Annotated in this window: 15 protein-coding genes; 10 read left to right on the top strand and 5 right to left on the bottom strand. The window is 64.9% G+C overall.

Features of this window, described 5'->3' with window-relative positions:
- Positions 1–19 precede the first annotated feature (19 nt).
- From rpsR to alr, 5 genes are all read left to right on the top strand, one after another.
- Positions 20–250 (top strand): 30S ribosomal protein S18, encoded by a 231-nt coding sequence (gene rpsR, locus PIN01S_RS00075; RefSeq protein WP_084332796.1) that lies wholly within the window; start codon positions 20–22, stop codon positions 248–250.
- Positions 251–286: 36 nt separating this feature from the next.
- Positions 287–1,168 carry a hypothetical protein gene (locus PIN01S_RS00070; protein WP_084332795.1) on the top strand — a complete coding sequence of 294 codons (882 nt, stop codon included), beginning with the start codon at positions 287–289 and terminating at the stop codon, positions 1,166–1,168.
- Between the two features lie 21 nt (positions 1,169–1,189).
- Positions 1,190–1,636, top strand: a complete 447-nt coding sequence (rplI, locus tag PIN01S_RS00065) for a 50S ribosomal protein L9 (protein ID WP_084332794.1) — start codon at positions 1,190–1,192, stop codon at positions 1,634–1,636.
- 111 nt (positions 1,637–1,747) lie between these two features.
- Positions 1,748–3,142 (top strand): replicative DNA helicase, encoded by a 1,395-nt coding sequence (gene dnaB, locus PIN01S_RS00060; protein ID WP_084332793.1) that lies wholly within the window; start codon positions 1,748–1,750, stop codon positions 3,140–3,142.
- A 211-nt stretch (positions 3,143–3,353) separates the two neighbouring features.
- Complete coding sequence (gene alr, locus PIN01S_RS00055) at positions 3,354–4,433, top strand: alanine racemase (RefSeq protein WP_084332792.1); 1,080 nt, start codon at positions 3,354–3,356, stop codon at positions 4,431–4,433.
- Between the two features lie 6 nt (positions 4,434–4,439).
- On the opposite strand, the gene PIN01S_RS00050 is transcribed toward alr, so the two are convergent.
- Positions 4,440–6,350, bottom strand: coding sequence for a diguanylate cyclase (locus PIN01S_RS00050; protein WP_423814525.1), 1,911 nt, complete (start codon positions 6,348–6,350; stop codon positions 4,440–4,442).
- A 273-nt stretch (positions 6,351–6,623) separates the two neighbouring features.
- On the opposite strand from PIN01S_RS00050, the gene PIN01S_RS00045 reads away from it, so the two are divergent.
- From PIN01S_RS00045 to PIN01S_RS00025, 5 genes are all read left to right on the top strand, one after another.
- Positions 6,624–8,882: a YgiQ family radical SAM protein gene (locus PIN01S_RS00045; RefSeq protein ID WP_084332791.1), complete on the top strand. Its 2,259-nt coding sequence runs from the start codon at positions 6,624–6,626 to the stop codon at positions 8,880–8,882.
- 425 nt (positions 8,883–9,307) lie between these two features.
- Positions 9,308–10,537, top strand: coding sequence for a parallel beta-helix domain-containing protein (locus tag PIN01S_RS00040; protein ID WP_084332790.1), 1,230 nt, complete (start codon positions 9,308–9,310; stop codon positions 10,535–10,537).
- The gene (locus PIN01S_RS00035; protein WP_084332789.1) at positions 10,534–11,652 is read left to right on the top strand and encodes an SO2930 family diheme c-type cytochrome; all 1,119 of its coding nucleotides are present in this window, start codon (positions 10,534–10,536) and stop codon (positions 11,650–11,652) included. Before PIN01S_RS00040 ends, PIN01S_RS00035 begins: the two co-directional genes overlap by 4 nt.
- Positions 11,653–11,884: 232 nt before the next feature.
- The gene (locus tag PIN01S_RS00030) at positions 11,885–14,365 is read left to right on the top strand and encodes a circularly permuted type 2 ATP-grasp protein (protein ID WP_084332788.1); all 2,481 of its coding nucleotides are present in this window, start codon (positions 11,885–11,887) and stop codon (positions 14,363–14,365) included.
- Positions 14,362–15,297 (top strand): transglutaminase family protein, encoded by a 936-nt coding sequence (locus PIN01S_RS00025; protein WP_084332787.1) that lies wholly within the window; start codon positions 14,362–14,364, stop codon positions 15,295–15,297. Before PIN01S_RS00030 ends, PIN01S_RS00025 begins: the two co-directional genes overlap by 4 nt.
- A gap of 280 nt (positions 15,298–15,577) precedes the next feature.
- Here the strand turns inward: PIN01S_RS00025 and PIN01S_RS00020 are convergent, their stop codons facing one another.
- From PIN01S_RS00020 to PIN01S_RS00005, 4 genes are all read right to left on the bottom strand, one after another.
- The gene (locus PIN01S_RS00020) at positions 15,578–16,345 is read right to left on the bottom strand and encodes a hypothetical protein (protein ID WP_084332786.1); all 768 of its coding nucleotides are present in this window, start codon (positions 16,343–16,345) and stop codon (positions 15,578–15,580) included.
- Positions 16,346–16,431: 86 nt separating this feature from the next.
- A complete protein-coding gene (locus tag PIN01S_RS00015; protein ID WP_084332785.1) occupies positions 16,432–17,133 on the bottom strand; it encodes a CTP synthase C-terminal region-related (seleno)protein in 702 nt (233 codons plus the stop codon).
- Positions 17,134–17,206: 73 nt separating this feature from the next.
- Positions 17,207–17,908, bottom strand: coding sequence for a helix-turn-helix transcriptional regulator (locus tag PIN01S_RS00010; RefSeq protein ID WP_084332784.1), 702 nt, complete (start codon positions 17,906–17,908; stop codon positions 17,207–17,209).
- A 41-nt stretch (positions 17,909–17,949) separates the two neighbouring features.
- A complete protein-coding gene (locus PIN01S_RS00005; RefSeq protein ID WP_084332783.1) occupies positions 17,950–18,315 on the bottom strand; it encodes a VOC family protein in 366 nt (121 codons plus the stop codon).
- Positions 18,316–18,701 lie beyond the last annotated feature (386 nt).

Raw genomic sequence — 18,701 nt, 5'->3', positions numbered from 1 at the left:
CTATTGAGGAGCCACTGTCATGGCACGTTTTTTCCGTCGTCGTAAGTTCTGCCGTTTCACCGCTGAAGGCGTGAAAGAGATCGATTACAAAGATCTGAACACCCTGAAGGCCTACATTTCTGAAACCGGCAAGATCGTTCCTAGCCGTATCACCGGTACCAAGGCCAAGTATCAGCGTCAGCTGGCTACCGCTATCAAGCGCGCCCGCTTCCTGGCCCTGCTGCCCTACACCGACAGCCACGGCCGTTGAGACCGGACGGTCGACAAGAAGTAAGGGATAGATCGCATGCGTGCCCTGGCTGAGTTCATCATGCGCGGCCGCATGCAGGCCACCCTGGTGGTGGTCGGTTCGGCAGCCTTGCCGCTGCTGTTCTGGTTGAGTGCCGCCGCGGGCAGCCTGGTGCTGCTGCGGCGGGGCCTGAACGATGCCTTGGGCATTCTCGTCTGGGCGATACTGCCGGCTCTGGCCTGGTGGTACTTCGGCGAACCGCTCACCCTGTTGGTGTTGCTGGGATCGCTGGGGCTGGCGCTGATCCTGCGCGCCAGCATGTCCTGGATGCGTGTGCTGCTCGGCAGCGTCGTCGTGGGTCTGGTCTATGGACTGGCGCTCGGGGCCGTGTTCGGCGAACCCATCGCGGCGATGGCGGCGGAGTTGCAGAAGCTCATGCCGCAAGCGCTCGAAGGGGTCTACCAACAGTTGTCGGTAGACGAGCGGGCACGCCTGGAGGCCTTGTTGGCCCCGGTACTCACCGGTCTGTTGGCGGCACTGTTGCAGATCCTCAGTCTGCTTAGCCTGATGTTGGGGCGTTACTGGCAGGCGGCGTTGTACAACCCAGGTGGTTTCGGCCGCGAATTCCGCGTGTTGCGACTGCCGCTGGCACTGGCGGTCCTGCTGCTGGCGGGCATGCTGGTCGGTCCCAACCTGGGACCTCAACTGGCCATGCTGACGCCGATCTGTAGCGTGCCGCTGGCATTTGCCGGGCTGGCCCTGCTGCATGGGTTGGGGCTCGCCAGGTTCTGGCTGATAGGGCTGTACGTGACGCTGCTGCTGTTCATGCAGCTGATCTATCCGTTGCTGGTGGTTTTGGCCGTTGTCGACAGTCTGATTGATTTTCGCGGTCGCCTAGCGCGCAAGAACGGCGCCGGACCTGCGAACGGTGAAGGTTAAAAGTTAAGAGGTAAGACTCAAATGGAAGTCATCCTGCTGGAAAAAATCGCCAACCTGGGCAACCTGGGCGACAAGGTGAATGTAAAAAGCGGTTACGCCCGTAACTTCCTCCTGCCGCAAGGCAAGGCCACTGCCGCTACCGCCGAGAACGTCGCTGCGTTCGAAGCTCGTCGCGCCGAGCTGGAGAAACTGGCTGCCGAGAAGAAAGCTTCCGCCGAAGCTCGCGCTGCCCAACTGTCCGAACTGGAAGTCACCATCACCGCTACCGCTGGCGATGAAGGCAAACTGTTCGGCTCCATCGGCACTGCCGACATCGCCGACGCCCTGACCGCCTCCGGCGTGGAAGTGGCCAAGAGCGAAGTCCGTCTGCCCAACGGTACCATCCGTCAGGTAGGCGAATACGACGTGGCCGTGCACCTGCACACCGACGTCGAAGCGACCGTCAAGCTGATCGTGGTCGCTGGCTGATCAGCCGCCCAGCGGGCTTGCACTCCGGTGCTGGCCTGCTAACAATTCGGGCACGTTTCCGTCTCGGCGGAACGTGCCCATTGTTTTTCTGAAGTCCCGAAATCGAGCGTCATGAACGACATCACCACACCTGAGCAATACGATCTGGAAACCGCTGCCCTCAAGGTGCCGCCGCATTCCATCGAGGCCGAGCAGGCCGTGCTGGGCGGCCTGATGCTGGACAACAACGCTTGGGAGCGGGTACTCGATCAGGTCTCGGATGGCGATTTCTACCGCCATGACCATCGCCTGATCTTCCGCGCCATCTTCAAACTGGCCGAACGCAACATGCCGTTCGACGTGGTGACCTTGTCCGAGCAACTGGACAAGGAAGGGCAGCTCAGTCAGGTCGGCGGGCTCGCCTATCTTGGCGAGCTGGCCAAGAACACGCCGTCCGTGGCTAACATCAAGGCCTATGCGCAGATCATCCGCGAGCGGGCCACGCTGCGGCAGTTGATCGGCATCAGCAATGAAATCGCAGATGCCGCCTACGCGCCCCAGGGGCGTACCGGAGAAGAAATCCTCGACGAAGCCGAGCGGCTGATCTTCCAGATCGCCGAGGCACGGCCGAAGACCGGCGGCCCGGTCGGGATCAACGACATCCTGGTCAAGGCCATCGACCGCATCGACACGCTGTTCAATGCCGGCGACGCGATTACCGGTCTTTCCACCGGTTTCACCGATCTGGACAACCAGACCAGCGGCCTGCAGCCGGCCGACCTGGTAATCGTCGCCGGTCGTCCGTCGATGGGTAAGACCACCTTCGCCATGAACTTGGTGGAAAACGCGCTGATGCGCAGCGACAAGGCGATCCTGGTGTACTCCCTGGAGATGCCTTCCGAATCCATCGTGATTCGTATGCTCGCCTCGCTCGGGCGCATCGACCAGACCAAGGTACGTGCCGGTCGCCTCGACGATGACGACTGGCCACGCCTGACCTCGGCGGTCAACCTGCTCAATGACCGCAAGCTGTTCATCGACGATACCGCCGGCATTTCGCCCTCGGAAATGCGCGCCCGTACGCGCCGGCTGGCCCGCGAGCACGGCGAGATCGGCCTGATCATGGTCGACTACCTTCAACTGATGCAGATTCCCGGTTCCAGCGGCGATAGCCGGGTCAATGAGATTTCCGAAATCTCCCGTTCGTTGAAGGCCCTGGCCAAGGAGTTCAACTGTCCGGTGATCGCGCTGTCGCAGCTGAACCGCTCGCTGGAACAGCGGCCGAACAAGCGCCCGGTGAACTCCGACTTGCGCGAATCCGGTGCGATCGAGCAGGACGCCGACATCATCATGTTCGTCTACCGGGACGAGGTGTACCACCCGGAGACCGAGTACAAGGGCGTCGCCGAAATCATTATCGGCAAGCAGCGTAACGGCCCCATCGGTACGGTTCGCCTGGCCTTCCTCGGCAAGTATTCGCGCTTCGAGAACCTGGCGCCCGGTTCGTACCAGTTCGACGATGAATAACGGGACAGCGGCAAGCTTCAGCTACAAGCCACAAGTAAAACAGTAGGTGCTTGACGATAGCGCCAGCTCGACCCTCACGCTGATTCGCTTGCAGCTTGCAGCTTGCAGCTTGCAGCTTGCAGCTTGCAGCTTGCAGCTTGCAGCTTGCAGCTTGCAGCTTGCAGCTTGCAGCTTGCATTAGAATTCGGACTCCTTTCGCCGGAGTTCCGCTATGCGCCCTCTTGTCGCCCACGTCGATCTCGCCGCCATCCGCCACAACCACGCCGTTGCCAGGCGCTGTGCGCCGGGACGGCAGGTGTTTGCGGTGGTCAAGGCGAATGCCTACGGGCATGGCATTCGTGAGGTGGTTACGGCACTGCACGATGAGGCCGACGGTTTCGCCGTGGCCTGCCTGGAAGAGGCCGCCGAGGTGCGTGGTATGCACGGCGAAGCACGTATTCTGCTGCTGGAGGGTTGTTTCGAGCCGGCGGAATACCAGATGGCGGCCCGGCTGGGCCTGGATGTCGCCGTGCAGGGCGTCGAACAGGCGACCGCCCTGTTGGCGGCAAGCGTGCCTCGACCGCTGAATGTCTGGCTCAAGCTCGACAGCGGCATGCACCGCTTGGGCTTCGCTCCAGAAGCGTTGCGCGATTGGTACGGGCGCCTGCAGGAAGCGCAGCAGGTCGCCGAGCTGAACCTGCTGAGCCATTTCGCCTGTGCCGATGAGCGCGGCCACCCTCTTACCGAACAGCAACTGGAGTGCTTCCTCGCTCAGTTGGACTTGGATTTCACCCATCGCAGCCTGGCGAACTCCGCCGCCGTGCTGACGATTCCGGCCGCGCATATGGACTGGCTGCGACCGGGCATCATGCTCTACGGCGCTTCGCCATTCGCCGAACTATCCGCTGCCGAGCTGGGGCTGAAGCCGGCGATGACCCTGGCCGCGCAGGTGATCGCCTTGCGCGATATCGCGCCGGGGGAGAGCGTGGGTTACGGCGCTACCTGGGTAGCGCAACGGCCGTCCCGTATCGCTACGGTCAGCTGTGGTTACGGTGATGGCTACCCCCGGCATGCGCCGTCCGGTACTCCGGTCGTTGTCCGGGGAATGCGCGTGCCTCTGGTCGGACGGGTCTCCATGGACATGCTGGCGGTGGAGCTGACCGACGTACCGGACGCCACGGTCGGTGACCGTGTCGAGCTGTGGGGCGCCCAACTGCCGGTGGACGAGATCGCCCACGCCTGTGGAACCATCGGTTACGAGCTGCTGACCAAGGTCACCGCGCGGGTACCGCGGCGTTATAGCGCGGCATAACCGCGTTCACAGCAGGCCGCTCGGCACTTTCAGCACATCCAGTTGCAGGCAGTCGCTGTCGCTCAGGCCGCCATCCGCCCCGCACAGGTAGAAACCCGAGCGTCCCTGCGTCTTCACCCGGTAGAGTGCTTCGTCGGCGGCCTTGTAGAGCGCGGCAAAATGCCCGCCATGCTGCGGAAACAGCGCCACACCGATGCTGACGGTCACCGCCAGCCGTTCGGCGCCATAGCGCACTGGCTGCGACAGCTCGGCGAGCAGGCGTTCGGCTACTTCACAGGCATGACCCTCGGCGTTCGTCCCTCCGACCAGCACGGCGAATTCGTCCCCGCCCAGGCGCGCCACCATGTCATGGCTGCGAACCTGCTGGCGTAGCCGCTGGGCGATGCTGCGCAGCATCAGGTCGCCCGCATCGTGGCCGTGACGGTCATTGATCGGTTTGAAGTGATCGAGATCGATCAGCATCAACGCCACGGACTCCTGCCGTCGCCTGGCTTCGGCCAAGGTGCCTTCGACCCTTTCGATCAGGTAGCGGCGATTCGGCAGCTCGGTCAGCGGGTCGTGGAAGGCGGCGTGCCGCAGGTCCGCCTCGCGCTCCGACAGACGCTGGTTGGCTGCCGCCAGCTCGGCGGTGCGCCGGTCCACCGCGGCCTGCAGTTCGTCCGCGCTGGCCTGCATCTGGGCGAGGCGGGCGGTTTTCTCGCGGTCGGCCTGTTCCAGCGCGGCGGCTTTCTCTTGTTTGAGAATCTGGATGCGATAGGCCAGGGCGAAGGAGAACAAGATGGATTCGGCGGCCACCGAAATCGGAAAGACGAACGCGTTCAGCGGTGAAGGTTGCAGCAAACCCGTCGCGCGTAGCAGCAGGATGCCGATGCTGCCCAGGACCAGGCCGTAGCCGCAGAGATACAGCAGCGCCGGAAAGAACCCCTGTCGCCAGCGAATCAGGGCGGCGCCCAGCGCAGCAGGGATGCTGGAAAGCGACAGCAGGGCGATGAGCCATGCTGTCGGGCCGCGCAGGCCGAAAGCATCCAGCGCAATGGCGACGACATAGACAACGCAGGCCAGGCTCAGCAGGCGGTGGGCCCAGCGAACGTGAACACGGGTCTGCAGGAGACTCTGGGTGAAGCGGCAGGCGCAGAAGCCCCACACCGACGGCAGGGTGATGCGGTCCAGCCAGAAAGGTACCGCCGAGCCAGGCCAGAGATACTGGAAACCGTGGCCGGTCATGCTGAGGATGAAGAGCAGGGCCCCGGCGGTCGCCAGCACGTACCAGAGATAGGCGCTGTCCCGCAGGCTGAAGAGGATGAACAGGTTGTACAGCAGCAGTGCGAAGATCACGCCGTAGACCAGGCCGATCGCCAGGTTCTCGCGGGTGGCCGTCAGGTCGAGGTCGGCCAGTTGCCAGACCCGCAGCGGGAAGGAATTGCCGGCCGGGTCATAAGTGCGCAGATAGAAGGTCGACGGTTCCCCAGCCAGTGCTGGAAGGCGGAAAACGGCACGTCGATAGGGATGATCGCGCCCTTCGGCGAAGCCGACGCGCTCGCCGGACTGGCGCATTCGCCAGCCGCCTTGTTCACCGGGGAAGAACACCTGGAGATCCAGCAGGGTGACGGCCCCGACTTCCAGCCACCATTCCCGCGGTGTGTCGCCGGCGCGCTGCAATTGCACCTTCACCCACCAGGGGTTGCTGCTCTGCCCGACGCTGGCACGGCCGTCGGCGGGGCGGAAGCGCGCCTGCACGGCGGGGTCGGTCATGTCATCGATGGTCAGGGAGCCATCGACGTCCTCGAGCAGCTCGATACGGTCGTTCAACCCCATACCGCTGCTGTCGCGGGTCAGTTCGATGGGAGCGGCATGGGCCGTACCGAAGGTGGCCAGCAAGCCTAGCCAACAGAAGAACAAGGTGATCGTGCGCCGCACCCCAGGCTCCTTGTGCCTGACAGGTCAGGCGCCGTTTTTGAGGCGAGTATAGCCTTTGGCTATTACGTGAATCGCAAAAGTATCGCGTCCCAATGGAGGCAAGCGACGGATGGAAATCCGAGCGAGGATGTCGGTTTTTGCGTGGCTCAGCGCCTGGTGACGGGGTTCAGACCACAAGCGGAGCGGCGGTAAACCTGAGTGGCGGGGTCGGACTTGTTCAATTTTTGTGCTATATTCCGCGCCCGCGTTTTTTCGAGTCTCCCTGGTCACGCCATGCAAGCCGCCAAGCCGTTGTTCGACTATCCGAAATACTGGGCCGAATGCTTCGGGCCTGCACCTTTCCTGCCGATGAGCCGGGAAGAGATGGACCAGTTGGGCTGGGACTCCTGCGACATCATCATCGTGACCGGCGATGCCTACGTCGATCATCCCTCGTTCGGCATGGCTATCATCGGCCGCCTGCTGGAGGCCCAGGGCTTCCGCGTCGGCATCATCGCCCAGCCGGACTGGCGCTCGAAAGACGATTTCATGAAGCTCGGCGAGCCGAACCTGTTCTTCGGCGTGGCGGCGGGCAACATGGACTCGATGATCAACCGCTACACCGCGGACAAGAAAATCCGCTCGGACGATGCCTACACCCCCGGCGGCGAAGCCGGCAAGCGCCCGGACCGCGCCAGCCTGGTCTACAGCCAGCGCTGCAAGGAAGCCTACAGCCACGTGCCGGTGGTGCTCGGCGGCATCGAGGCCTCGCTGCGCCGCATCGCCCACTATGACTACTGGCAGGACAAGGTGCGCCGCTCCATCCTGATGGACGCCACTGCCGACATCCTCCTCTATGGCAACGCCGAGCGCGCTGTGGTGGAAATCGCCCAGCGGCTGTCCCGTGGCGAGTCCATCGGCACCATCACCGATATCCGCGGCACCGCCTTCATCCGCCGCGATACACCCGAGGACTGGTTCGAGATCGACTCCACGCGCATCGACCGGCCAGGCAAGATCGACAAGATCATCAACCCCTACGTCAACACCCAGGACACCGCCGCCTGCGCCATCGAGCAGGAAAAAGGCACGGGGCCGGTGGACGACCCGAACGAGGCCAAGGTGGTGCAACTGCTGCCGCACCCGAAGCTCGAGCGCGACAAGACGGTGATCCGCCTGCCGTCCTTCGAGAAGGTGCGCAACGATGCGGTGCTCTACGCCCACGCCAACCGCGTGCTGCACCTGGAGACCAACCCGGGCAACGCCCGTGCGCTGGTGCAGAAGCACGGCGACATGGACATCTGGCTGAACCCGCCGCCGATCCCGATGACCACCGAAGAGATGGACTACGTGTTCGGCCTGCCCTACGCCCGCGTGCCGCACCCGGCTTATGGCAAGGCGAAGGTCCCGGCCTACGAGATGATCCGCTTCTCGGTGAACATCATGCGCGGCTGCTTCGGCGGCTGTACCTTCTGCTCCATCACCGAGCACGAGGGGCGCATCATCCAGAGCCGTTCGGAGGACTCGATCATTCGCGAGATCGAGGAAATCCGCGACAAGGTGCCGGGTTTCACCGGGGTGATTTCCGACCTGGGTGGCCCGACCGCCAACATGTACCGCATCGCCTGCAAGAGCCGCGAGATCGAGTCGGCGTGCCGCAAGCCGTCCTGCGTCTATCCGGGCATCTGCGACAACCTCGACACCGACCACTCGGCGCTGATCCAGCTCTATCGCTCGGCCCGCGCCCTGCCTGGGGTGAAGAAGATTCTCATCGCTTCCGGCTTGCGCTACGACCTCGCCGTGGAATCGCCGGAATACGTCAGGGAACTGGTGACCCACCACGTCGGCGGCTATCTGAAGATTGCCCCGGAGCACACCGAGGAAGGGCCGCTGACCAAGATGATGAAGCCGGGCATCGGCACCTATGACCGCTTCAAGCAGATGTTCGAGAAATTCTCGAAGGAGGCGGGCAAGGAGCAGTATCTGATCCCGTACTTCATCGCCGCGCACCCGGGTACCACCGACGAGGACATGATGAACCTCGCCCTCTGGCTCAAGCGCAACGGTTTCCGTGCCGACCAGGTGCAGGCGTTCTACCCGTCGCCCATGGCCACCGCGACTGCCATGTACCATTCGGGCAAGAACCCGCTGCGCAAGGTCACCTACAAGAGCGACGGGGTGAATATCGTCAAGAGCGACCGCCAGCGCCGCCTGCACAAGGCCTTCCTGCGTTACCACGACCCGAACAACTGGCCGATGCTGCGCGAGGCATTGAAGGACATGGGCCGCGCTGACCTGATCGGCAACGGCAAGCACCAACTCATCCCGGCGTTCCAGCCGGCGGTGGACGGTGGTTACCAGAGCGCCCGGCGGAAAAACTCCACCCCTGCGGGCAGCAAGAAGGGCAGCACACCCCTTCTGACCCAGCACACTGGCCTGCCGCCCCGCGCCAGCGACGGCTCCAAGCCCTGGACCAAGAACGAGCAGGGTAAGGCTGCCGCTTTCGCCAAGGGCAAGAAGAAGCCCGGCAAACGTCCCCAAGCCCCGCGCTGATTCGCTCGCCATCCGGGCCCACTCTCTGTAGGGGCGAATTCATTCGCCCGACGAGGGTGGGTTTGGGCGGATGAATTCGCCGCAAAGCCGCCTCGTCCTTGTATGAGCGAGATCTGCTCGCGAATGGCCCCGCACCAAAGCTTCGCCAGCAGAGCTGGCTTCTACGAAAAGCCGCCGTGCCCGCTCGTTGCAGGGGCGAATTCATTCGCCCGGCGAGGGTGGGTTTGGCGAATGAATTTGCCGCAAAGCCGCCTAGCCTCGTAGGAGCGAGCTCTGCTCGCGAACGGGTCCCGCAGCAAAGCTTCGTCAGCAGAGCTGGCCCCTGCGAAGACGACGGATACACCACAGCTTTTGTCAGCACACTTGGTCTGCCTTGAAATTGGTACTATAGTGCCAATCAAAATAACCATAACCGGAGTCGTGCCATGCGTAGCGCCGCCTTGCCCGTGGTCGCCCTGTCCGTGCTGCTCGTTGCCTGCGGCGAGCAGGCGCCGGAGACCCACCTGGATTTCCAGAAAGACCTGCAGGCTCGTCTGATCAAGGCAAAGCCGGGTAGCGTCATCGAGATTCCTGCCGGTACCTACCAGCTCGACCGCAGCCTGAGTCTCAAGGTCAGCGGCGTGACACTGCGCGGCGCGGGCATGGACAAGACCATCCTTAACTTCAAGGGGCAGAAATCCGGGGCCGAAGGGCTGCTGGTGGATGCCTCGGACTTCACCATCGAGGACCTGGCCCTCGAGGACACCAAGGGCGATGCGCTCAAGGTGGTCGGCGGCAAGAACATTGTCATCCGCCGGGTGCGTACCGAATGGACCAATGGCCCGGCCACCGAGAATGGCGCCTACGGCATCTACCCGGTGCAGACCGAGAACACCCTGATCGACGGCAGCGTCGCCATCGGCGCGTCGGATGCCGGCATCTATGTCGGCCAGTCGCGCAACGTGGTGGTGCGCAACAGCCGCGCCGAGCGCAACGTCGCCGGCATCGAGATCGAGAACACCATCGGTGCCGACGTCTACGACAACGTCGCCACCGGCAACACCGGCGGCATTCTGGTGTTCAATATGCCCAACCTGCCGCAGCCGGGCTATGCCACGCGGGTCTACCGCAACCGGGTCGAGGGCAACAACCACAAGAACTTCGGCCACAAGGGCACGCCGGTGGCCAGCGTGCCGGCGGGATCGGGGGTGGTGATCAACTCCAACGACCAGGTGGAAATCTTCGATAACGACATCGGCGAGCACAAGACCGCCAACGTGATCATCAGCAGCTACTTCAGTACCGGCTACACGGAGCTTTCCACCACCGAGGATTTCGATCCCTACCCGGAAGGCATCTACATCCACGGCAACCGTTTCGGGCCGGGCGGAGACAGCCCCGACCACCTCGACCTGAAGGCGCTGAAGATCACCCAGTTCGGCCTCAACGGCCGCCTGCCGGACATCCTCTGGGATGGCTATTTCGATCCGAAGAAACAGGTCGACGGCCGCCTGCCGCCAGAGTTGGCCATCTGTGTCGACAACGGCGAGGCCGGGTTGATCAACGTCGACGCACCGAACGACTTCAAGAACATCAGCACCGACATCACCCCCCATCGCTGCCAATTGGCCAAGCTGCCGGCGGTGCATCTGGCGCTGGGCGAGCCCGGCGTATGAAGGGCCTGCTGTCGCTGCTCGCCGGCCTGTTGCTCGCTGCCTGTGGCGAAGCGCCGGCGCCGCTGTACCTGCCGCAGGGCGAGGATTACCCGGAAACCCTGTCCGCCTGGGGCATGCTGCACAGGGTGGACGGCCATCTGCAGCAGAATGCCGAGGTGTTGCCGTACGACCTCAACACGCCGCTGTTCAGCGACTACGCGCACAAGATGCGCACCGTCTGGATGCCGAAGGGGGAGGCGGCGGTCTATGCCGAGGCGCGTTTCGACTACCCGGTCGGCACGGTGCTGACCAAGACCTTCTACTACCCGAAGGACGAGCAGGGCGGCCTGTTGCGCACCAACCTGTCGGTCTACGACCCGCAACGTGGCCTCGACCTGAAGCGGGTGCGCCTGGTGGAGACGCGTATCCTGCTGCATCAGCGGGATGGCTGGGTGGCGCTGCCTTATGTCTGGGATGCGGATCAGCGCGATGCCCGCCTGGAGTGGGCCGGCGCCAGCGAGGCGATGACGCTGGTGAGTGATGCGGGGCAGACGCTGGCGGTGGACTACCAGGTACCCGATGCCAACCAGTGCGCCGGTTGTCACGAAGAACGTCACGGCTTGGGTATTCAGCCGCTGGGGCCGAAGGCGAGGCACCTGAACAAAGACTTCGCCTATGCCGACGGTGTGGATAACCAGCTCGTTCACTGGCAACAACGCGGCCTGCTCGAGGGTTTGCCGGCTGGGCTGGCCGGCGTTCCGCAGAATGCCTTGTTCGGCCAGCCGCGCGCCGGCGAGAGTCTGGAACAGCAGGCCCGCAGCTACCTGGACGCCAACTGCTCGCACTGCCACAACCCACAGGGGCCAGCGCGCACGTCCGGGCTGCTGCTCGACCCGGCGACCCCCTTCGGCATCCGCTACGGCCGTTGCAAGCAGCCAGTGGCGGCCGGCAAGGGTTCCGGCAATCGCCTGGTCGATATCCAGCCCGGCGCCCCGGGCGACTCGATCCTTATCTACCGCCTGGAAAGCCTCGACCCCAGCGCGATGATGCCGGAGCTGGGCCGTTCCACCGCGCACGCGGAAGGCGTGGAGCTGGTGCGGCGCTGGATCGCCAGCCTGGAGGGCGGCTGCTCGTAGTCGCCCTGTTTTCGTGCGGAGGCGGTGCGCCATGGTAGGGCTGTGCTCCGTCATGGGGCGCGCACGCGGTGCCAATACGGCGTGGCACTGCTGGATCGATGGCATAACTCTTGCGCTGCCTGGATGGCGTCCAGGGTCTATAGTCTCGAGCCGTTCCCCAGCGGCGACTGATTCCAGTCCGGCGGACGCTTTGCGCCCTGCGCACCCACGAGACACTGCCTCCGAGTCACCGATGCCCGATCTGCTCGCCGCCCTCCCGCACGACACGCGGGCCTACCACGAACTGCTCGACGCCAGCGGCCAAGTCCGTCCCCATTGGCGTCGGTTCCACCAGCACCTGATGCACAGCAACCCGGCGCAGCTGAGCCAGCGCCAGGCGCTGGTGGCGCGGCAGATCCAGGAAAACGGCATCACCTACAACGTCTACGCCGACCCCAAGGGCACCGACCGGCCTTGGGAGTTGGACCTGCTGCCGAACCTGATCGACGCCGAAGAGTGGCGCGGCATCGCCACTGGCGTGGCGCAGCGGGCGCGCCTGCTGGATACGGTCCTGGCCGACCTCTATGGCCCGCAGCGGCTGCTGCGCGAGGGGCTGCTGCCGACCGAACTGGTGTTCGGCCACAACAATTTCCTCTGGCCCTGCCAGGGCATCCAGCCACCGGGCGGGACCTTCCTGCATGTCTATGCGGCGGACCTGCGCCGTGCACCGGATGGTCGCTGGTGGGTCATCGCCGACCGCACCCAGACCCCTTCCGGTGCCGGCTATGCCCTGGAAAACCGGCAGATCATTTCGCGTACCTTCCCCGAGTTGTTCCGCGAACTGCGTGTGCAGCACCTGGCGAGCTACTTCCGCACCCTGCGCGAGACCCTGGTCAGCCAGGCGCCCTGCGATACGGGGGAAACGCCGCTGGTCGTCCTGCTGACGCCGGGGCGCTTCAACGAGACCTACTTCGAGCACCTGTACTTGGCCCGCCACCTGGGCTTCCCGCTGGTGGAGGGCCACGACCTGACGGTGCGCGACGCCACCCTCTATCTGAAGACCCTCGGCGGCCTGCGCCGCGTGCATGCGCTGCTGCGCCGGCTGGACGACGATTTCTGCGATCCGCTGGAGTTGCGCAGCGACTCGGCCCTCGGTGTGCCCGGCCTGCTCGAAGCGGTGCGCCAGGGGAGGGTGCTGGTGGCCAACGCGCTGGGCTCCGGGGTGCTGGAGTCGCCGGGTCTGCTCGGCTTTTTGCCGAAGATCCAGCAGCACCTGTTTGGCGATGAACTGTTGCTGCCCTCCATTGCGACCTGGTGGTGCGGCGAGCCGCCGGTGCTGGAGCAGGCGCTGGACAAACTCGCCGATCTGCTGGTGCTGCCGGCCTTTCCCTCGCAGAGTTTCGCCCCGGTGTTCGCCAACAGCCTCGACGAAGCCGGGCTGGCCAAGCTGGCTGCGCGCCTGCGGGCGCGGCCCTATGCCTATGTGGCTCAGGAAGTGGCGCAACTGTCCCAGGCGCCGGTCTGGCAGGACGACTGCCTGCAATCGCGCGCCATCGGCATGCGCGTCTATGCGGTGGCCAGCGCCGATGGCTACCGCGTGCTTCCCGGCGGGCTAACCCGCGTCGCCGCCGAGGCCGGTGCCGACGTGGTGGCCATGCAGAGCGGCGGCGGCAGCAAGGACACCTGGGTGCTGGCCGGCCGCGAAGCCCTCGGCGAGCCGCTGCGTCCGCGCCCGCTGGGCGTGCAGGACATCGTGCGGCGCGACCCTTACCTGCCGTCGCGGGTAGTGGAAAACCTGTTCTGGTTCGGTCGTTACGCCGAGCGCTGCGATGACATCAGCCGCCTGCTGCGAGTGATCCTTGTTCGCTACGTGGATGACGACGACGAGCCGCTGGCGCTGGAGGCTGCCGTTGATCTGGCGGCGCAGCTCGACCTCTTGCCCGGCGAAGGCGAGCTGGAAACGCGGTTGTTCCAGGCCTTGATCGGCGAGGACTGGCCGTTCAGCCTGCGCGCCAACCTGCAGCGCCTGAACGGCTCGGCAGCCCAGGTACGTGGGCGGTTGTCGCGGGAGAACTGGCATGCGCTGGTGGAAATCCAGCGCGAGACCCACTTGCTCGAACGCGACGAAGGCGATCTCGGCGAGCTGCTGGATTTCCTCAACCGTTTGCTGATGTCGCTCTCGGCGCTGTCCGGTTTCGCCCTGGATGACATGACCCGCGACGACGGCTGGCGTTTCCTGATGATCGGCCGGCGCATCGAGCGCCTGCAGTTCCTCGCCGAAGCCATCGCCGGGTTCCTCCTCGGACGCGCCGCGCAGGACCAGGCCGGCCTCGAATGGCTGCTGGAGCTGGGTAACAGCACCATCACCTACCGCTCGCGCTACCAGGCCGCGCCGCAGTTGATCCCGGTGCTCGACCTGCTGCTGCTCGACGAGCAGAACCCGCATGCCGTGTCGTTCCAGTTAAGCGAGCTGAAACGCGCGCTGCAGCAGCTCAGTGACGACTTCGGCGGTCCGCCGGAAGTGGGCCTCGATCTGCTCGGCGAACGCCTGCGCGCCGTGGACCTGGGCACCCTCGACAGCCCGCTGTTCGGTGAAGCCGGAATGCGCGCCGTGCTCGACGGGCTGGGCGACCTGCTGCGGGAAATCGCCGAGGCGGCCGGACAGCTTTCCGATCGTCTCACCCTGCGCTATTTCGCCCACGTCGATGCCAGCCAGCAGACGGTTTCGCTATGACTTCTTCCGATAAACGCTCCGATGCTGTGGCCAGCGCCCGCTATCGGGTCATGCACGATACCCACTACCGCTACGCCGCGCCGGTCTCCCTGGCGCAGCAACTGGCGCACCTGTGGCCACGCGAAAGCTCCTGGCAGCACTGTCTGAGTCGGCAACTGACGATCAGTCCGGAACCGACTCGGCGGCGAGACGAGCAGGACGTGTTCGGCAATCCGCTGACCCGCCTGGCCTTCGAGCGTCCTCACGGCGAACTCGAAGTCGGCGCGCGTCTGGAGGTGGAAGTGCTGGCCCGGCCGGCCATTGATCTCGCCACCTCGCCGTCCTGGGAAAGCGCGCGTGACAGCCTCGGCTACAGCGGCCAGCCCCTGAATACCGAGCGCCTGGAAGCCAGCCGCTTCCGCTTCGAATCGCCGGCGGTGCGGATAAAGCATGCCTTCGTGCTGTTCGCCGACGACTGCTTCACGCCCGGCCGGCCGTTGTTGCAGGCGGTAGACGCGTTGATGCGTAAGATATTCACCGACTTCACCTTCGACCCGGCCGCCACCCAGGTGGCGACGCCGTTGTTGGAAGTGTTGGAAAAGCGCCGTGGCGTCTGTCAGGACTTCGCCCATCTGATGCTCGCCTGTCTGCGCTCCCGTGGGTTGGCGGCCCGCTACGTCAGTGGCTACCTGCTGACCCAGCCACCCCCTGGCCAGCCCCGCCTGATCGGCGCCGACGCCTCGCATGCCTGGGTGTCGGTGTATTGCCCGCGTTTCGGTTGGGTGGACTTCGACCCGACCAATGCCGTGCTGCCGAATCTGGAACACATCACCCTGGCCTGGGGACGCGACTTCTCCGATGTCTCACCGCTGCGCGGGGTGATCCTCGGCGGCGGCAGCCATGACCCGGAGGTGCGGGTGACAGTGTTGCCTGTCGACGAAGCGGAGCGTTAGCGGGGTTAGGCGAGTGGCAGGTTAAACGCTTCGCCAGCAGAGCTGGCTCCTACGGAAGCGGGGCGGTGTGGGGGATTTATCTGCTCATAAGGCCCCGTCGGGCGGATGAATTCGCCCCTACACCTGTAGCCCGGATTGCGCTGGCGCTTATTCGGGCTACGGCGTTATGTGCAGCAGCGCCTTGCCTTGTAGGAGCGAACTCTGCTCGCGAAGCGGAGTATCGTCGAACGCACGAATCGCCAGCAGAGCTGGCTCTTACAGAAACAGTGCAACGTCTGACTCAGGCCTGTTTCCGCTCCGGCGTATCCAGCGCTTTCAGCGTCTGGCGGGTCAGGTTCAGCCAGTGCTGATGCAGGTTGCGGTAATGGCGTGGGGCGCGGCGGGCGTAGGCTTCGATCTGCTCCAGCAGGGTGCGCGCTTCGCCGGTACGGTCCAGGCGGATGAGCATCTGGGCATAGTGATAACGTGCTTCCGGCCCGGCGTAGTAGCTGGCCAGGGCGCCGTATTCCTCTTCAGCCTTGGCGGTTTCGCCGAGCTGGTCGAGGGCGCGGGCGTACAGCAAATGGCCGTCCGCCGACCGGTACTGCGGGTTGTGCTGGATCAGGCGCTCCAGGCTGAGCCGGCAACCCAGGGCATCGCCCTGGCCGAACTGGGCGCGGGCCAGTCCGAGGAGAATCGACGGGTCCTGTTCATGCATGCCACGCAGCGCTGCCTGATAGTGTTCGCCGGCTTCGGCGAAGCGCTCCAGCCGGGCCAGTTCGTCGGCCAATTGCACGCGGCTTTCGTGGGTATCACGCAGGCTCAGCTCGTCGCGCAGCGCCCGCAGGTGGCGTTCCGGGTCGATGTGGTCGTGCAGGCGGTTCACCGCGCGGCGGCCGGTGCGGCTGCCGAGGATGTCCGGCAGCATGATGCCGAGAAAGTAGATGAGGCAGCCGAGGCCGGGAAGGCTGATGATCAGGAACAGCCAGTAGCGTTCCTGGCCGGTGCGGACCACGTGCAGGCCGCAGGCGACCTGGCAGGCGATGACTAGCAGAGCGAGTAGAGGCATAAGGATGGCATCCGTGCGGAGATGCCGCCTATGTAGCACGCGGCTCGATACCCTGCCAGCCGCTTACATCCGGAGCGTGAGAGCGGTCACCCTCGCCGTTCGGCCGCCGCCTCGACGAACGCCCGCACCACCGGGGGCAGTCGGCCGGCCAGGGCGGCGCGCTCCGGCTGGAACAGGGTGGCGACGAAGAACGGATGGTCCTCCAGCTCGATGCCCCGGGCATCGCCCTGGTCATCGGTGGCTGTGATACGCAGCGGGCCATCAGTCAGCGCCTCGCGGAACGCCGGGTTGAGGCCGAAACGGCAGCGGTAGCCTTCCTCCGCCTCCAGGGCGCCGTAGGCGCGGGCCAGGCGGCTGTCGGCGACGAAACGCACCGGGCCGACGGCTTCCACCAGGGCGCAGGCCAGTGGCTGGATCACCAGCCGGGTGCCTTCCGGGTCGAGTTCCGCATGAGCGGCGTCGCTCCAGCCGAGCACGCTCCGGGCATATTCCAGCAGAGCATGTTGGAAGCCGCCGCAGGTGCCGAGGAATGGCGCACCGGTTTCGCGGGCATGGCGAATGGCGAGGAGGGCGCCGTCGGTGTTGCGATAGGGGCTGGCGGGGACGCACCAGAGACCATCGAAATCGGCCAGGCATCCGGTGCTGTCGATGCGCTCGGTGGGCAGCCATTCGGCTTCGAGGGGGAGGTCCAGCGTGGTCGCCGCGAGATCGAACGCCAGGGGAATCGCCCGGTGGGCGGTGACATCGGGATCGTGATCGCCGATCAGGCCGAAGCGGAGACTGCGCATGTCGAAATCCTTTCTGGGGGCCGCGAAGCGCCATACTGTGCGCTTCGCCGTTGCACCATTCAACTTAGGCCTTTCAGGATTTGAATGCTGGCGCGAAGGTCGCCGGGTCGACGTACTGGGCGAGGAAGTCCTCCAGGCGCTTGCCCGGTTCCAGCGGGTAGTGCTCGTCCTGCGGGTTGAGGTCGATCACCCGGTCGATGCGGAAGTTGCGGAAGTCACCGCGTAGCTCGCACCAGGTGGACAAGGTCCAGACCTGTCCCCAGAAGAACAGGCCGAGCGGCCAGATGCAGCGCTGGGTGATGGCTTCGCTCTCGCTGCGGTAGGTCAGCCAGAGCTTGCGTCGTTCGCGGATGGCCTGGCGGAAGGTGCCGATCCAGTGGTTGGCGAAGGGGCGCCCACTGGGGGCGAACAGGCGGTTGCCGTTGAGTTCGTCGCGCAGGCTGGCCGGCAGCACGCCGTGGATTTTCGCCAGCGCCGACTGCGCCGCCCGCTGCAAGGCGGGATCGGCCCAGGCCTGGACCATGCGCGCGCCGATCACCATGGCTTCGATCTCGTCGCGGTCGAACATCAGCGGCGGCAAGTCCATGGTGTGGCGCAGCACGTAACCCACGCCGGCCTCGCCCTCGATGGGCACGCCGGACAGGGACAAGTCCTGGATGTCGCGGTAAATGGTGCGCACCGACACTTCCAGCCGCTCGGCCAGCCACTGCGCGGTGGTCAGCCGGCGGCTGCGCAGGAACTGCACGATCTGGAACAGTCGGTCGGCGCGCCTCATCGTCTCTCCTGATCCGGCCTCTATGCCGGGAATCCTGGCGGTCAGCTCATGCTGTGCAGGCCGACCGGGTTGCCTTCGCTGTCCTTGATCACGGCGATGAAGCCGTGCGGGGCGATGGAGGTCCTGGGTTGCAGGACTTCGCCGCCGGCACTGGGCACCCGGTCGAGGACCGCGTCCAGCTTGCCTTCGGCGTTCAGGTAGACGCGCGTACCGCCGGCGCCGGCCTGATGGTCCGGCGATTCTACGATACTGCCGCCGACGCCGTTCTCATGATCGGCGGGAAACAGGCCCATGCGTCCGCCCATGCCGTCGATCACCTCCAGGGACACATCGAGGGCGGTTTCATAGAAGCGGCGGGCGCGTTGGAAGTCGTTGACGTACAGATCGAACCAGTGAATGGCGTGCATGATGCTCTCCTTGATCTCGGTGGGGCGGCGCTCGGCGAGCGCCGTTACGGGGAGCACCTTAATGGGGGGCTGCTGACAGCTTACTGTCAGCAGTGTTGTGTTCTGTAGGGACGAATTCATTCGCCCGACGATGCCGAATTGGGTGAATAAGTTGGTCTGTCTGCAGTAGGTGTTGCTGGAAGGTCCTGAGCCAAACCGATTACTGAGTTCAGTAGAGACTTCTTGTTTCGCCCCCCGGCGAGTTACTTCTGGCAGTCGCCCCAGAAGGTAACCAAGAGGGCTTGCCCCGGCTTCGCCGGGGTTCCCTCGCTCCATCGCCGCTCCGGGGGCCCGACCTCGGCTGCCCCCGCGAAGGACTATCCCTGGCCAATCACGGCTCTCGCGGC

Origin of the sequence: Pseudomonas indica NBRC 103045 (assembly GCF_002091635.1) — a bacterium.
In the GTDB taxonomy this organism is placed as follows: domain Bacteria; phylum Pseudomonadota; class Gammaproteobacteria; order Pseudomonadales; family Pseudomonadaceae; genus Pseudomonas_M; species Pseudomonas_M indica.
The sequence above is the reverse complement of the archived record's forward strand: the minus strand, read 5'-3'. Positions and strand labels throughout refer to the sequence as shown.

Excerpts from the sequence above, each read along its gene's own strand:
- rpsR (WP_084332796.1), top strand. The coding sequence starts at position 20 with ATGGCACGTTTTTTCCGTCGTCGTAAGTTCTGCCGTTTCACCGCTGAA.
- PIN01S_RS00070 (WP_084332795.1), top strand. The coding sequence starts at position 287 with ATGCGTGCCCTGGCTGAGTTCATCATGCGCGGCCGCATGCAGGCCACC.
- rplI (WP_084332794.1), top strand. The coding sequence starts at position 1,190 with ATGGAAGTCATCCTGCTGGAAAAAATCGCCAACCTGGGCAACCTGGGC.
- dnaB (WP_084332793.1), top strand. The coding sequence starts at position 1,748 with ATGAACGACATCACCACACCTGAGCAATACGATCTGGAAACCGCTGCC.
- alr (WP_084332792.1), top strand. The coding sequence starts at position 3,354 with ATGCGCCCTCTTGTCGCCCACGTCGATCTCGCCGCCATCCGCCACAAC.
- PIN01S_RS00045 (WP_084332791.1), top strand. The coding sequence starts at position 6,624 with ATGCAAGCCGCCAAGCCGTTGTTCGACTATCCGAAATACTGGGCCGAA.
- PIN01S_RS00040 (WP_084332790.1), top strand. The coding sequence starts at position 9,308 with ATGCGTAGCGCCGCCTTGCCCGTGGTCGCCCTGTCCGTGCTGCTCGTT.
- PIN01S_RS00035 (WP_084332789.1), top strand. The coding sequence starts at position 10,534 with ATGAAGGGCCTGCTGTCGCTGCTCGCCGGCCTGTTGCTCGCTGCCTGT.
- PIN01S_RS00030 (WP_084332788.1), top strand. The coding sequence starts at position 11,885 with ATGCCCGATCTGCTCGCCGCCCTCCCGCACGACACGCGGGCCTACCAC.
- PIN01S_RS00025 (WP_084332787.1), top strand. The coding sequence starts at position 14,362 with ATGACTTCTTCCGATAAACGCTCCGATGCTGTGGCCAGCGCCCGCTAT.
- PIN01S_RS00020 (WP_084332786.1), bottom strand. The coding sequence starts at position 16,345 with ATGCCTCTACTCGCTCTGCTAGTCATCGCCTGCCAGGTCGCCTGCGGC.
- PIN01S_RS00015 (WP_084332785.1), bottom strand. The coding sequence starts at position 17,133 with ATGCGCAGTCTCCGCTTCGGCCTGATCGGCGATCACGATCCCGATGTC.
- PIN01S_RS00010 (WP_084332784.1), bottom strand. The coding sequence starts at position 17,908 with ATGAGGCGCGCCGACCGACTGTTCCAGATCGTGCAGTTCCTGCGCAGC.
- PIN01S_RS00005 (WP_084332783.1), bottom strand. The coding sequence starts at position 18,315 with ATGCACGCCATTCACTGGTTCGATCTGTACGTCAACGACTTCCAACGC.